We start from the raw sequence: 13506 nt of genomic DNA, 5'->3' as shown, positions 1-13506 counted from the left end.
CACCCGACTACGAGCGACCCCGCTGGGGGCACCCCCACCGTGCGTCGTGGTAGCGGTGACGCAGCTGTCGCTGACGCCGTCGAGCGTGCCAAGACGACGGCGTCGCGGAACATCCCGCAGCTTCCGGACCTTCCGCTGCCCGAGGACACCGCAAATCTTCGCCTCGGCCCGGATCTGAACAACGAACTCCTCGCGGTACTGCCGCTCGTGGGTGTCTGGCGCGGCGAAGGGGAAGGCCACGACCCCGACACCGGCGACTACCACTTCGGGCAGCAGATCATCGTCTCCCACAACGGTGGCAACTACCTCGAGTGGAAATCCCAGACCTGGGTTCTGGGCACCGACGGCGAATACGTGCGCCCCGACCTCCACGAGACCGGCTTCTGGCGGATCAGCGGAGACGGCATTCCCGGCAGCACCAACGAGGAAGTCGTCGAACTTCTCCTCGCCCACAGCTCCGGCATCGTCGAACTGTTCTACGGCCGCGCCCTCACCCAGTCGTCGTGGGAGCTCGCGACCGATGTCGTGATCCGCAGCACCTCCGGTGTTCTGGTCGGGGGCGCCAAGCGTCTCTACGGCATCGTCGAGGGCGGCGACCTCGCGTACGTCGAGGAACGCATCATCGCCGACGGGGAACTGCGCCCCCACCTCTCCGCGCGGCTGTCCCGCTACGTTGGCTAGCGCCCGTGAGTACTTATTAACCGCGGGCGGTTGACAAGTACTCACGGCTCGGGTTATCCACAACCTGACGTTCATCCGCAGGCCAGTTGAAATCGGCCTTCTTCGGGCGTTTCCTGTCGGCCTGCGTGCGCACCGTCGCGTCCATGACACCTGCGACGATCGACTTCAAGCCCGAGTTCCAGCGCGTCCTCGACCACCAGCACGGCCTGGTCACGGCCCGGCAATTGCGCGGGCTGGGCATCTCGACCCGGCAGATTCAGCACATGGTGGAATCCGGCCAGTGGTCGGCGGTCCTGCACGGCGTGTACGCCGTCACCAACGGCCCCCTCGACCGGCCGATGATGCTGTGGGCGGCGCTGCTGTTCGGCGGTCCCCGCGCGATTCTCAGCCACCGGACCCCGGCCGAGGAGTGGGCGCTGGTGCCCGTCGATCCCGAGGGGCCGATCCACGTCACCGTGCCCTACGGGTTGTCGGCCGAGCCCCAGGGACCGACGTATCGCAAGGTCGGACGGCGATCCGACCGTCTGGTCCCCCGTGAGGGCGATCTCCTCCACCCGGGGGTCGTGGTGCACCGGTCCCGGGCGCACGCTCACATCCTCGTCCCGACGCTCCTGCCGCGGACGTCCCTGGCCGACACCGTCGTCGATCTGGCCGTCGAGGAGCCGTCGGCGCCGGAAGCCGCGCGTGTCGTCGTCGCGGCGGTCACCGGCAGCAACGTGTCGGTGACCGCGTTGCTTCGACGCATCGAGCAGCGTCCGCCGCGCCGATACCGCAAGGCGCTGACCGACGCGCTGACGTTCGTCTCGAGCGGTGTCCAGTCGATTCTGGAGCACCGGTACGCCGTCGACGTCGAACTCGCCCATGGACAGCCGGCCGCTCGGCGACAGTCGCCGATGCTCGTCGACGGGAAGACGCTGTACGAGGACGTGGACTACTCGGACAGCGGCGTTCCGCTCCTCGTGCGGCTGGACGGGCTGCGATACCACTCGTCGCGGTCGGTGACTCTGCGCGACCGGCGTCGCGGCAACGCGGCGGAACTCGCGGGGAAGGCGACACTGGTGTACGGCTGGGAGGAGGTGACGAGGCGCTCGTGCGACGTCGCGGCCGAGGTGCGGGCGGTTCTCGAGCGGGGCGGTTGGAGTGGGCCGAACCCGTGCCCGCGCGGCCGTGAGTACTTATTAACGTCGGGCGGTTAAGAAGTACTCACGGGCGCGAAGCGCACAACGGCCCCCGAGCCTTCCGGTGCTGGTGCACCGGTCCCGATCTGGACCAGACCGGGGGCTCGGGGGCCGGGTAGCTGCCTGGGATTCGCTCGCCGCTCGCGCGGTCAGTGAATTCCGTCAGCGGTAGCGGCTAGCTGGCAGCCACCTCACGTGTCCGTCTGTCATTCAATTTCAGACCACCTCCTTCCTCGTGTACTCAAGAACGTACGCCGCCCTCACGGACTCGGCAACGCATTTTCGCTCTCAGCTTTCTCCACGCGTATCACCAGGTCAGCGCTGGTATCCTCCGGAAGCTGGTGAGTGACCACCACGATGGTGCGCTGCGGCGACACCAGTCCGCCGTCGCGTGCGAGCAGTCTCCGCAGCAGGTCGGCGCCCGCGTCGGCGTCGAGATGCTCGGTCGGCTCGTCCAGCAACAGCACCCGGTCGGGCGACAGCAGCGCGCGGGCGAGAAGCAGTCGGCGACGCTGCCCGCCCGACACCGCCCGGGCTCCGCCGGCGAGGGTGGTGCGCACGCCCTCCGGCAGCCCGGACACCCAGCCCCCGAGCCCGACGGACTCCAGGACGGCGAGGGCCTCCGCCTCGTCGATGTCGCCCCGCGCCACCCGCAGATTCTCGATCACGGACGTGTCGAAGAGGTGCGCGTCCTCCGCGAAGAACCCGACGTTCCGGCGCAGGGCCCCGGACCTGATGCGGTGGAGGTCGACGCCGTCGACCCGGACCGTCCCCGACACGGGTGGGAGCAACCCGGCGAGGGTCATCAGGGTGGTCGTCTTCCCGGACCCGCTGCCCCCGACGATCGCGACCCGGGCGCCCGGCGGCAGGTCGAGATCGAGCGGCGCGGTGACCTGACCTCCGGGCCACCCGCATCGCAGATCCTTCGCGACCACCTCTGCCGGTCCGTCGAGGTCCCGGTCTCCGGGGTGTGGGTCCGCGACCGCGGAGTCCAGCACGGCGAGGATGCGACGGGACGCGATCCGGGCCCGGGTCAGCGCGACCGCCGCCGCGGGCAGTGCCGCCGTCGCCTCGAACGCGGACAGCGGCAGCAGCACGAGGATGCCCATCGCCATCGGGCTCATGGTCCCCGACGAGTACAGGTCCATGCCGATGAGCAGCGACGCGATCACGCTCACCCCGACCGCCAGCGGAGTGGCGGCGTCCGCGAACGCGCTGGGTGCGGCGGCGCGGTCGGTGGCCGAGACCGCGGCGCGCTCGGCGTCGACGGCCCGCGACTCCGCGCGGTCGAGGCGACCTGCGACGCGGAGTTCCGCGGCGTGATCGAGGGCGGTGACGGCGTCCCCGCTGAACCGGGCGCGCGCCTGCGCCCCGGACGTCTCGGCGAGGCGGGCGGCCCGTGCAGACAACCAGGGTGCCGCGACCCCCGACACCGCGAGCGCCACCGCGAGTACGAGCGCCGCGGCAGGCGAGATCACCGCGAGGATGCCGACGGCGGCGACGGCCAGGACCACGGACACCGCGATCGGGACGAGCGCGCGGACCACGACGTCACCGAGGGTGTCGACGTCGGCCCCGGTGCGCGCGAGCAGTTCGCCGCGGCGGAGTCCGGCAGCGGCGGCGGGGTCCCCGTCCGCGAGCCGCTGGTACAGCCGGGTGCGGGCGGAGGTGGTTCCGCGGAGGGCGGTGTCGTGGGTGGCGAGCCGCTCGAGGTAGCGGAAGACGCCGCGGGAGATGCCGAGGGCCCGTACCGCCACCACGGCCACGCTGAGGTCCAGGACGGGCGGCATCTGCCATGCCCTCGTGATCAGCCACGCCGACAGCGCCGCCAGCGCGAGAGCGCTCCCCAGGGTGGCGACACCCGCGGCGACGGCACGCAGCACCCGCCCGGGTTGCAGGTCGAGGAGCGGCAGCGCCCGGAGCAGCGGGTCACGCGACATCGGCGCTCACCCCGATCACCCGGTCGGCGGCCGCGAGCACGGCCGGCCGGTGCCCGACGACCACGACCGTCCGGCCTGCGGCGGCGAGGTGCCGCAGGGAATCCAGCACGGTGCGCTCCGACGCGTCGTCGAGGTGTGCGGTCGGTTCGTCGAGCACCAGCACCGGACGCCGGGTGGCGAGCACCCGGGTCAGCGCGAGACGCTGCCGCTGACCGAGCGACAGTCCCGTTCCGCCGGATCCGACCCGCGTGTTCCACCCGTCGGGAAGTTCGGCGAGCACCTCGTCGAAACCCGTGGCGGCGCACGCCTGTTCGAGGTCGACGACGTCTCCGGTCAGCCGCAGGTTCTCGTCCAGGGTGCCGGGAACGAGAACGGGATGCTGGGGCAGCCACGCCACCTGCGCCCACCACGCGGACCGGTCGAGCGAGCCCACGGGTGCGCCGGCCACGCGCACGTCGCCCCGCGCCGGTTCTACGAGACCGAGAAGTGCGTGTACCGCAGTCGTTTTCCCGGATCCGTTCGGTCCGGTCAGCACGGTCACCACGCCGGGTTCGACGACCCCCGTCAGTCGGTGCGGCGCCGGTCCGCGCCGGGACCGGACGTCCAGGCCGTCGAATTCGAGACGCGCCCCGTTCGCGTCCACCACGACCGCGCCGTCGGAGTCGACTGAAAGGTCGGTATCGATCACGGCGAAGGCCCTGCTCGCGGCGGCCATTCCGTCCTCGGCGGCGTGGAACTGGGTTCCGACCCTCCGCAGCGGGAGGTACACCTCGGGCGCGAGGATCAGTGCCACGATTCCCGCTTCGAGTTCCATCCCCCCGTACACCAGCCGGAGTCCGATGCTCACGGCGACGAGCGCGACGCACAGCGTGGCCAGCAGTTCGAGCACCATCGACGACAGGAACGCCACCCGCAGCGCCGACATCGTGGTGCGGCGGTGGGCGTCGCCGAGTTCACGTACCCGCGTCACCGGGCCCTGCTCGCGGCCGAGCGCCCGCAGCGTGGGCAGACCTGCCAGCAGGTCGAGGAGTTGTGAGGACAACGTGGTCATCGCGGTCAGGGTCTTGGCGGCCTTGCCCTTGGTGAGCAGGCCGATGAGGATCATGAAGACCGGGATCAGCGGCAGCGTGACGAAGATGATGGCCGCGGACGTCAGATCCTGAAACGCGATGACCACCAACGTCGCCGGAGTGAGCGTGCCCGCGAGCACCAGGGCTGGAAGATACCCGGTGAGGTACGGCACGAGCCCGTCGATGCCGCGGGTGAGCACGGTCGCGATCTCGTCCCGGCGCGGATCGAGTTCACGCGGCCGCATCCGCGTGGCGACACCGAGCACCTCCCCCTTCAGTTCCGCCACGACCCGGGTCGCGGACCGGTGCGCGAAGCGGGACTGCAGCCAGGTGCCGAGAACCCGGATCCCCACCGCGACGGCGAGCACCACCAGTTCGGTGGACCACCGGCCGAGGTCGGTGGCGTCGTCGACGATCACCCCGCCGAGCACGCGGCCGATCATGAGCGCCGACACGATGACCATCGCGACATCGACCATCGACAGCCCGACCGTGAGGACGAGATATCCGCGGGCGGCCGCCGAGTACCGCCACAACCGGGGGTCGACGGGACGCCGGGACGCACCCTCCCGTGCCGGGCGGGGTGCGTCGCCTACCGCTGTGCTCATCTGCGCTCGAGTGGGAGACCGATCGACGGCGGGATGTGCTTGGTCGAGATCCGTTGCCGGAACACCCAGTACGTCCAGCCCTGGTAGATCAGCACCACCGGGGTGAGGAAGGCTGCGGCCCACGTCATCACCTTCAGGGTGTACGGACTCGACGACGCGTTCTCGATGGTCAGGCTGTAGGCGGCGTCCAGGGTGGACGGCATGACGTCGGGGAACAGCGAACCGAACAGCAGTGCCACCGTGGCGATGACGGCGATCGACGTGAGCAGGAACGCCCAGCCTTCCCGCTCGGCGCGGGTGAACGCGACCACCCCGAGGAGGGCGCCGGCGGCGATCACGACGAGGAACCACGTCCAGCCCGTGCCGTGCGCCAGCTGCGTCCACAGCACGAACGCGCCCGCCACCGGAACGGCCGGGAGGGCCAGTCGGGACGCCAGTTCGACGGCGTCCGTGCGTACTTCGTCGGCCGTCTTGAGCGCGAGGAACACCGCGCCGTGCAGGGCGAACACGAGTGCGGTCGTCAGACCACCCAGCAGGGCATAGGGGTTGAGCAGATCGAACAGGTTCGACGTGACCTGCTTGTCGGCGTCGATGTCGACGCCCCGCACGATGTTCGCGAACGCGACACCCCACAGCACGGCGGGCACCCAGGACCCGAAGACGATGCCCCAGTCACACCGTCGGCGCCAGGTGTCGTCGTCGATCTTGCCGCGGTACTCGATGGCGCAGATCCGGACGATCAGCGCGACGAGAATGATCAGCAGCGGCAGGTAGAAGCCGGAGAACAGGGTGGCGTACCACTCCGGGAACGCCGCGAACAACGCACCGCCGCCGGTGATCAACCACACCTCGTTGCCGTCCCATACCGGGCCGATCGTGTTGAGCACCACCCGTCGACGGGTGTCGCCTTCGGGGTCCTTGCGCCTGCCCAGCACCGGCATCAGCATGCCGACACCGAAATCGAATCCCTCGAGGACGAAATACCCGATGAAGAGCACCGCGATCAGGATGAACCACACCTCTTGAAGTCCCATGACCGTCTCCCCTAGTACGCGAACGAGAGTTGTTCGGGTTTGCCCGGTTCTTCGGGCTCGTCGTGGTCGTCACCCGGTGGATGCGCGTCGTGTTCGAGTGGCCCCTCCACCGTGTAGCGGCGGATCAGCGTGAACCACACGACGGCCAGTGCTCCGTAGACCACGGTGAACGTGATGAGCGAGACCCAGACGGTCCACGGCGAGTGATTCGAGACACCTTGGTCGACAGTCAGTCTGATCATGTCCACACCTGTCGGGTTGGGTGCCACGACCCACGGCTGGCGGCCCATCTCGGTGAACACCCAGCCCGCGCTGTTCCCGAGGAACGGCGTCGGGATGACGGCGATCGACAGCCAGCCGAACCACTTCTTGTCCGGGACCCGGCCGCCGCGGGTCATCCACAGGCCGACCACGGCGAGCAGCGCCGACCCCGCGGCCCAGCCGATCATCGCGCGGAACGTCCAGTAGGTGACGAACAGGTTGGGCTTGTAGTTGCCGGGCCCGTACATCTCCTCGTAGCGGGCCTGGATCTCGGTGACGCCCTCGACGGTGGAGTCGAAGGTGCCGTCCGCCAGGAACGAGGTGAGCCCGGGAATCTTGATGAGCTGGGTGATGCTCTCGCAGTTGTTCTGGGTTCCGACGGTGAGGATCGAGAAGTCGGCACCGGTTTCGGTGTGGCACAGCGATTCGGCCGACGCCATCTTCATGGGTTGCTGTTCGAACATCAGCTTGCCCTGGATGTCGCCGGTGATCGCGAGTCCGATTCCGGAGGCCACCATGACCCACAGCGCGAGGATCGTGACCGGGCGGAACATCGTCCGGGCGGTCTCCTCGTGCTTCTTCGCGACCTCCGGTTCGGTGGCTTCCTTCGCCTTGCGCATGCTGCGGACCATCCACCAGCCGCCGACGCCGGCCACGAACGTGCCTGCGGTGAGGAAGGCTCCGGCGACGACGTGGGGGAACGCCGCGAGGGCGGTGTTGTTGGTGAGCAGCGTCCAGATGCTGGTGAGTTCCGCGCGCCCGGTCTCGGGGTTGTACACGGCCCCGACCGGGTGCTGCATGAACGAGTTGGCGGTGATGATGAAGTACGCGGACGCGTTCACGCCGATCGCCACGAGCCAGATGGTGGCCAGGTGGACGAGCTTGGGCAGCCTGCCCCAACCGAAGATCCAGAGTCCGAGGAACGTCGACTCGAGGAAGAACGCCACCAGTCCCTCGAGTGCGAGGGGCGCGCCGAACACGTCGCCGACGAAGCGCGAGTACTCGCTCCAGTTCATCCCGAACTGGAATTCCTGCACGATGCCGGTGGCGACGCCGAGCGCGAAGTTGATCAGGAAGAGTTTCCCGAAGAACTTGGTGAGCCGGTACCAGTGGTCCTTTCCGGTGACCACCCACATCGTCTGCATGACGGCGATCAGCGGGGCGAGGCCGATCGTCAGCGGAACGAGGATGAAGTGATACACGGTGGTTATGCCGAACTGCCACCGGGAGACATCCAAGGCATCCATGGCTACTCCGAAACTGGGCCCGTAGGACAGGCTTCAGGGCCGGAGCGTGGGCTTCCGCCCGACCCTTGAAAACAACGTACTGCGGGGGCGTTTCCCCCGCAGGACTTTGTTACTACGAAATGTAGTAGACCTGTCAAGCCTCCGCGGACTCGGCACCCGACGTCTCGACCGCGAGGCCGACCAGCTCCACGATCTCGTCGGCGAGGGGCGCGTCCGGCAGGGCGAGGCCGTCGATCTTACGCACCCGCGCGGCCATGGTGATGCTGGAGATGAGCCAAACACCTTCCGCCGTAATGAGATCCGCCGGACGCAGCGCCGCGTACTCGCAGCGGAAGCCCTTACCGGACGCCACCTCGTAGAGGGCCTGCTGCGTGGTGCCCGGCAGAATTCCGTGCTCCGGCGGCGGCGTGAGGAGCGTCTTCTCGCGGGCGATGACCACCGTCGAACGTGGCCCTTCCAACACATTGCCCTCACTGCTGACGAAGATCACATCGTCGGCTCCGAACGTCGCCGCGTACCGCAGGGCGGCCATGTTCGTGGCATACGACAAGGTCTTCGCCCCGAGCAACTGCCACGGCGCGCTCGCCGACAGATCCACCGAATAGCCCCGGGCCAGTGTGAGTACCGACACCCCGTCGCGGCGCGCCTGCAGGATCCGGTCCGAGACCGGCCCGACGGTGACGAAGGCGGTCGGGTCGCCGCCGGACTCCCGGCCGCGGCTGAGCACGAGGCGCATCGCGCCCTCCCGCTCGGACCCCCACTCCTCGACCGCCAACTCCAGTGCCAGCCGCCAGTCGTCCAGGTCCTGCACGGGCAGACCGAGGGCCCGCGCCGACGCGACCAGCCGAGTGAGGTGCGGCTCCACCTTCAGTGCGCGACCGCCGCGCACCAACAGCGTCTCGAAGACACCGTCGCCGCGCACCACCGCCAGATCGTCCGCGTGCAGCAGCGGGGCATCCGCGTCGCGCACCTCGTGGTCCAGCGTCACCAGCACTCGATCAGACATGGGACCCAGCCTATCGACCCTGCTGACCGCCACCCGGGGTCCATGGTCCCTAGACTGGGTTCGTGGTCGACAAACTGCCCGTCTCACCCAGTCCACTCGTCACGGCCCCGGACGCGGTCCCGGCGCCCGCAGGCTCCCCCGACGCCGGCGTCGCCTGGCACCACGGCGATCCGCTCGGCGAACAGCGCAGCGCCGAGCGTTCCGCGGTGGTCGTCGACCGCTCCCACCGGTTCGTCATCGCGATCAGCGGACCCGAACGACTCACCTGGCTGCACACCATCTCCAGCCAGCACGTCGCCGCACTCCCCGACGGCGCGAGTGCCGAGAACCTCAGCCTCGACGTCAACGGCCGCGTCGAACACCACTTCGTCCAGACCGATCTCGACGGCGTCACCTGGATCGACACCGAAGCCGACCGCGGACCCGACCTTCTCTCGTTCCTCACCAAGATGGTGTTCTGGTCCAAGGCCGAGCCGCGCGACGGCAACGAACTCGCCGTCCTCAATGTGATCGGCCCCGACGCCCCGTCGGTTCTCGGTGCCGCCGGGGTCGCGGTGCCCGCCGCGCCGTACGCCGCGGTCGCGGTGGCGGGGGGCGGTTTCGTCCGCCGCATGCCGTGGCCGACCGCCGACTCCTTCGACCTGCTGGTCCCGCGGGAAGGACTCGCGACCTGGTGGGGCCGGCTCACCGCCGCCGGCGCCGCCCCCGCCGGAACGTGGGCGTTCGAGGCGCTCCGGGTGGCCGCCGTGCGTCCCCGGATCGGGCTCGACACCGACGACCGCACCATCCCGCACGAGGTCCGCTGGATCGGCGGTCCCGCCGAGCACGGCGCCGTCCACCTCGAGAAGGGCTGCTACCGCGGTCAGGAGACGGTGGCCCGCGTCCACAACCTCGGCAAGCCGCCGCGGCACCTGGTTCTGCTGCACCTCGACGGCAGCGCCGAGGGCCGGCCGGAACCGGGCGACCCGGTGACGGCGGGAGGCCGCGCGGTCGGGCGGATCGGCACGGTGATCGACCATCACGAACTCGGTCCCATCGCGCTGGCCCTCGTCAAACGGTCCGTCCCCACCGACACCGAACTGGTGACCGGCCCGTGCGCGGCGTCCATCGACCCCGACTCCGTGCCCGTCGACGACGCGGTCCAGGCGGGCCGCGCCGCCGTCGACCGGCTCCGCGGCCGGTGAGCGGGACGACCGCGGCGGCCGGCAAGGTGCTGGCCGTCTGCGTCCTGCACGCCGAACGCGACAGCGGCACCCGGCGGGTGACCCGCACGGCCATCGACAAGCGGCCCGTCGACGGCCCGGTGTCGGTCACGACCACCGGGCTGGCCGGCGACCGCGTCTGCGACACCGAATACCACGGCGGACCGTTCAAGGCCGTCTACGCGTACCAGGAGGACGAGGCGCAGCGCTGGGCGACGGAACTCGGCCGCGAACTGCCGCCGGGATGGTTCGGCGAGAACCTCCGGCTGAGCGGCATCGCCGCGAGCGACGCCGTGATCGGTGAACGCTGGCGGATCGGGACCACCGAACTGGAGGTGGCCGGCCCGCGGACGCCGTGCGGCACGTTCGGCGTCTGGGCCGCCGAGCCGAGGTGGGTCAAGCGGTTCTCCGAACGCGGCGACACGGGCGCGTACCTGCGGGTGGTGACCGAGGGGTCGATCACCGCAGGCGACGCCGTCCACCGCCTCCACGTGCCCGGCCACGGCGTCACCGTCCGTGACCTGTTCACCGGCCGCGACCCGGAACGGTTCGTGGCACTGCTCGAACAGCAGGAGAACCTCGCTCCGACCGTCGCGGACAAGGCCCGCCGACGGATCGCCGGATTGGAAGTGCAGGTCACGTATTGAGCATCGAACTGGTCGAGGTCGTGCGTTCCGGATTCCGTGAGTGCGTGCACCGCGGCTCCGCGGTGATCCTGAGCGCGGACGGCGAGATCGCGCTCGCCCTCGGCGAGGTGCACACGCCGATCTATCCGCGGTCGTCGAACAAGCCGTGGCAGGCCGTGACGATGCTGCGGAACGGCTTCGAACCGACCAGTTCCGAAGAACTCGCGATCGCGACCGCATCCCACGAGGGCGAGTCGGACCACGTCGAACTCGTCGAGCGGCTGCTCGCCCGGTACGGCCTCGACGAGGATCAGCTCCGCTGCCCCGCGGACCTGCCCTCCAACGAGCTCGCGCGCGCCGAACTGCTGGCCGCCGGTGAACTCCCCCGCCCGGTGTACATGAACTGCTCGGGCAAGCACGCCGCGATGCTGGCCACGTGCCTGACCGCCGACTGGCCGCTGGACAGCTACCTGGAGCCGACGCATCCCCTGCAGCTCGCCGTGGTCGAGACGCTCGGCTCGATCAGCGGCGACGTCGACGCCGAACTCGGCATCGACGGGTGCGGGCTGCCGATCGTCCCGCTGTCGCTGACACATCTGGCGCGGGCGTTCGCGCGGCTCGTCACCGCCGAGCCCGGCTCCCCCGAGCTCGCCGTCGCCGACGCCGTCCGCGAGCACCCGTATCTCGTCTCGGGTACCGGCAAGGACGACGCGCGCCTGATGCCGGTGGTCCCCGGGCTGATGACGAAGGCCGGCGCCGACGGGGTCTACGCGGGCGCGCTCCCCGACGGCTCGGCGTTCGCGCTGAAGATCGACGACGGTCACGAACGGGCCCGGTTGCCCCTCGCCGCAGCGCTTCTCCACCGGATGGGCGCCGAGTGGACCGAGGACCTGGCGGCCCTCGCATCGCAGCCCGTGCTCGGCGGCGGCGTCCGGGTGGGGACGGTCCGGGCAATTCCGGGAGTGTTCTGAAGGAGAAATACCGGCATCGGGGCAGCTCGCGACCTCGATGAGACTAAACAGACACCGGTTCGGGGTGTGGATGGAAGCGCGAGGGACTTTTCCACGCTAGAGTGTGGGGCAGGAACTTACACACTCAAACGGGGCCGCCAAATTCCCCAGGCCGCCCCGCGAAAGCGCGAGGGGGTCAGCCATGGGCCGCGGCCGGGCTAAGGCAAAGCAGACCAAGGTTGCACGCGAGCTGAAGTACAGCGTACCGACCACGGATTTTGACAGCCTGCAACGAGAGCTCTCAGGTGGGTCGTCCAACTCGCATCGGGACGAGGTCTTCGCTGACCAGCGTGCCGACAGGGAGGGTCACTCCCGGGAGGACGACGACGACTGGCGGCGCTGAGATCTGAAGACACAGAAATGAGGGGGAGCCGGTACCGGCTCCCCCTCATTTCCACATCTTCAGCCGGTCGGGGCCACTAGCTCGCCCCGTTCCGACAACAGCTTCCGACCCTAGAACCTCGGGTGATCGCCGGCGAGAATCGCGCGCTCGGCCGACACGTCGTGCGACTTCTTGATGCTTCCCAGCGTCCAGCAGTCGATGTGCCGCGCCGTCAGGACGGCCAGCGCACGATCGACGTCCTCGGGTGCCACGATCGCGACCATGCCGACGCCCATGTTGAACGTCTGCTCCATCTCGGCGCGCTCCACGCGTCCGCGCTGCGCGATCATCGCGAAGATCGGAGCGGGGCTCCACGTGCCGCGGTCGAGTTCGGCGACCAGGCCCTTGGGCATGACCCGCGCGAGGTTGTTGGCCAGTCCGCCGCCGGTGACGTGGCAGAACGTGCGCACGTCGGTCTCGGCGGCGAGCGCCAGACAGTCCTTGGCGTAGATCTTCGTGGGCTCGAGCATCTCCTCGCCCAGGGTGCGGCCGAATTCGTCGACGTGCGCCGTCAGGCTCATGTGATCGATCTCGAGCAGCACCTTGCGGGCCAGCGAGTAACCGTTGGAATGCAGTCCGGACGAACCCATCGCGATCACGACGTCGCCGGGACGGACCCGGTCGGGGCCCAGCACCTGATCGGCCTCGACCACGCCGACACCGGTCGCGGACAGGTCGTAGTCGCCGTCCGCCATCACACCGGGGTGCTCGGCCGTCTCGCCACCGAGCAGCGCGCAACCGGCCTGGATGCAGCCTTCGGCGATGCCGCTGACCAGTTCGGCGACCCGCTCCGGGACGACTCGCCCGACGGCGATGTAGTCCTGCAGGAACAGCGGCTCGGCGCCGCAGACGACGAGGTCGTCGACGACCATCGCGACCAGGTCGAGGCCCACGGTGTCGTGCTTGTCGAGTGCCTGGGCGACGGCGAGCTTGGTGCCCACGCCGTCGGTGGACGCCGCCAGCAGCGGCTCCTTGTAGTCACCCTTGAGCGAGAACAGTCCCGCGAATCCACCGAGACCACCGAGAACCTCGGGACGGCTGGCACGCTTGGCCAAGGGAGCGAAGAGTTCCACCGCCCGATCGCCTGCGGCGATGTCCACTCCTGCGGCGGCGTAGGACGCGCCAGGGCGACTTGTCGGATCCTCGGTCATGTGGTTGTTACTCCAGCCTTCTGTTGCTCGTCAAAATCGTGTCGGTCGGGCAATCGAGTGCTGTGATTGCGTCCTTACGGTACCGGAGTACGTTCTCCGGCCGGCTCCCG

At 69.5% G+C, this 13506-nt stretch carries 12 protein-coding genes; 6 read left to right on the top strand and 6 right to left on the bottom strand.

Translation table 11 applies throughout. From position 1 onward, the window contains the following. Positions 1-39: 39 nt before the first annotated feature. Positions 40-681, top strand: a complete 642-nt coding sequence (locus tag ROP_RS24485) for an FABP family protein (protein ID WP_043825257.1) — start codon at positions 40-42, stop codon at positions 679-681. A gap of 86 nt (positions 682-767) precedes the next feature. Continuing rightward, positions 768-1877, top strand: a complete 1110-nt coding sequence (locus ROP_RS24480) for a type IV toxin-antitoxin system AbiEi family antitoxin domain-containing protein (RefSeq protein WP_043825255.1) — start codon at positions 768-770, stop codon at positions 1875-1877. Positions 1878-2119: 242 nt separating this feature from the next. Here ROP_RS24480 and cydC read toward each other — a convergent pair whose 3' ends face one another. The 5 genes from cydC to ROP_RS24455 all read right to left on the bottom strand — a co-directional run bounded on the left by cydC (position 2120) and on the right by ROP_RS24455 (position 9025). Beyond that, positions 2120-3799 (bottom strand): thiol reductant ABC exporter subunit CydC, encoded by a 1680-nt coding sequence (cydC, locus tag ROP_RS24475; protein ID WP_015888689.1) that lies wholly within the window; start codon positions 3797-3799, stop codon positions 2120-2122. After that, the gene (cydD, locus tag ROP_RS24470; RefSeq protein ID WP_015888688.1) at positions 3789-5477 is read right to left on the bottom strand and encodes a thiol reductant ABC exporter subunit CydD; all 1689 of its coding nucleotides are present in this window, start codon (positions 5475-5477) and stop codon (positions 3789-3791) included. The genes cydC and cydD overlap by 11 nt, the downstream gene beginning before the upstream one ends. After that, on the bottom strand, positions 5474-6511 hold the full coding sequence (gene cydB / locus ROP_RS24465; RefSeq protein ID WP_015888687.1) for a cytochrome d ubiquinol oxidase subunit II: 1038 nt from the start codon (positions 6509-6511) through the stop codon (positions 5474-5476). The genes cydD and cydB overlap by 4 nt, the downstream gene beginning before the upstream one ends. Before the next feature lie 11 nt (positions 6512-6522). Further along, positions 6523-8019 (bottom strand): cytochrome ubiquinol oxidase subunit I, encoded by a 1497-nt coding sequence (locus ROP_RS24460; RefSeq protein ID WP_015888686.1) that lies wholly within the window; start codon positions 8017-8019, stop codon positions 6523-6525. Positions 8020-8152: 133 nt separating this feature from the next. After that, a complete protein-coding gene (locus tag ROP_RS24455) occupies positions 8153-9025 on the bottom strand; it encodes an aminodeoxychorismate lyase (protein ID WP_015888685.1) in 873 nt (290 codons plus the stop codon). A gap of 62 nt (positions 9026-9087) precedes the next feature. Between ROP_RS24455 and ROP_RS24450 the strand changes: the two genes are divergently transcribed. The 4 genes from ROP_RS24450 (at position 9088) to ROP_RS24435 (ending at position 12206) form a co-directional block, all read left to right on the top strand. Continuing rightward, positions 9088-10209, top strand: a complete 1122-nt coding sequence (locus ROP_RS24450) for a YgfZ/GcvT domain-containing protein (RefSeq protein ID WP_015888684.1) — start codon at positions 9088-9090, stop codon at positions 10207-10209. Further along, a complete protein-coding gene (locus ROP_RS24445; RefSeq protein WP_015888683.1) occupies positions 10206-10874 on the top strand; it encodes an MOSC domain-containing protein in 669 nt (222 codons plus the stop codon). The genes ROP_RS24450 and ROP_RS24445 overlap by 4 nt, the downstream gene beginning before the upstream one ends. Continuing rightward, positions 10871-11824 (top strand): asparaginase, encoded by a 954-nt coding sequence (locus ROP_RS24440; protein ID WP_015888682.1) that lies wholly within the window; start codon positions 10871-10873, stop codon positions 11822-11824. Before ROP_RS24445 ends, ROP_RS24440 begins: the two co-directional genes overlap by 4 nt. 181 nt (positions 11825-12005) lie before the next feature. After that, on the top strand, positions 12006-12206 hold the full coding sequence (locus tag ROP_RS24435) for a DUF3073 domain-containing protein (protein WP_005244376.1): 201 nt from the start codon (positions 12006-12008) through the stop codon (positions 12204-12206). Positions 12207-12316: 110 nt separating this feature from the next. Here ROP_RS24435 and purM read toward each other — a convergent pair whose 3' ends face one another. Beyond that, positions 12317-13396 (bottom strand): phosphoribosylformylglycinamidine cyclo-ligase, encoded by a 1080-nt coding sequence (gene purM / locus ROP_RS24430; RefSeq protein ID WP_005244377.1) that lies wholly within the window; start codon positions 13394-13396, stop codon positions 12317-12319. Positions 13397-13506 lie beyond the last annotated feature (110 nt).

Origin of the sequence: Rhodococcus opacus B4 (assembly GCF_000010805.1) — a bacterium.
GTDB classification, from domain to species: Bacteria; Actinomycetota; Actinomycetes; order Mycobacteriales; family Mycobacteriaceae; genus Rhodococcus_F; species Rhodococcus_F opacus_C.
Note: the sequence above shows the minus strand (reverse complement) of the source record. Positions and strands in the feature narration are given on the sequence as shown.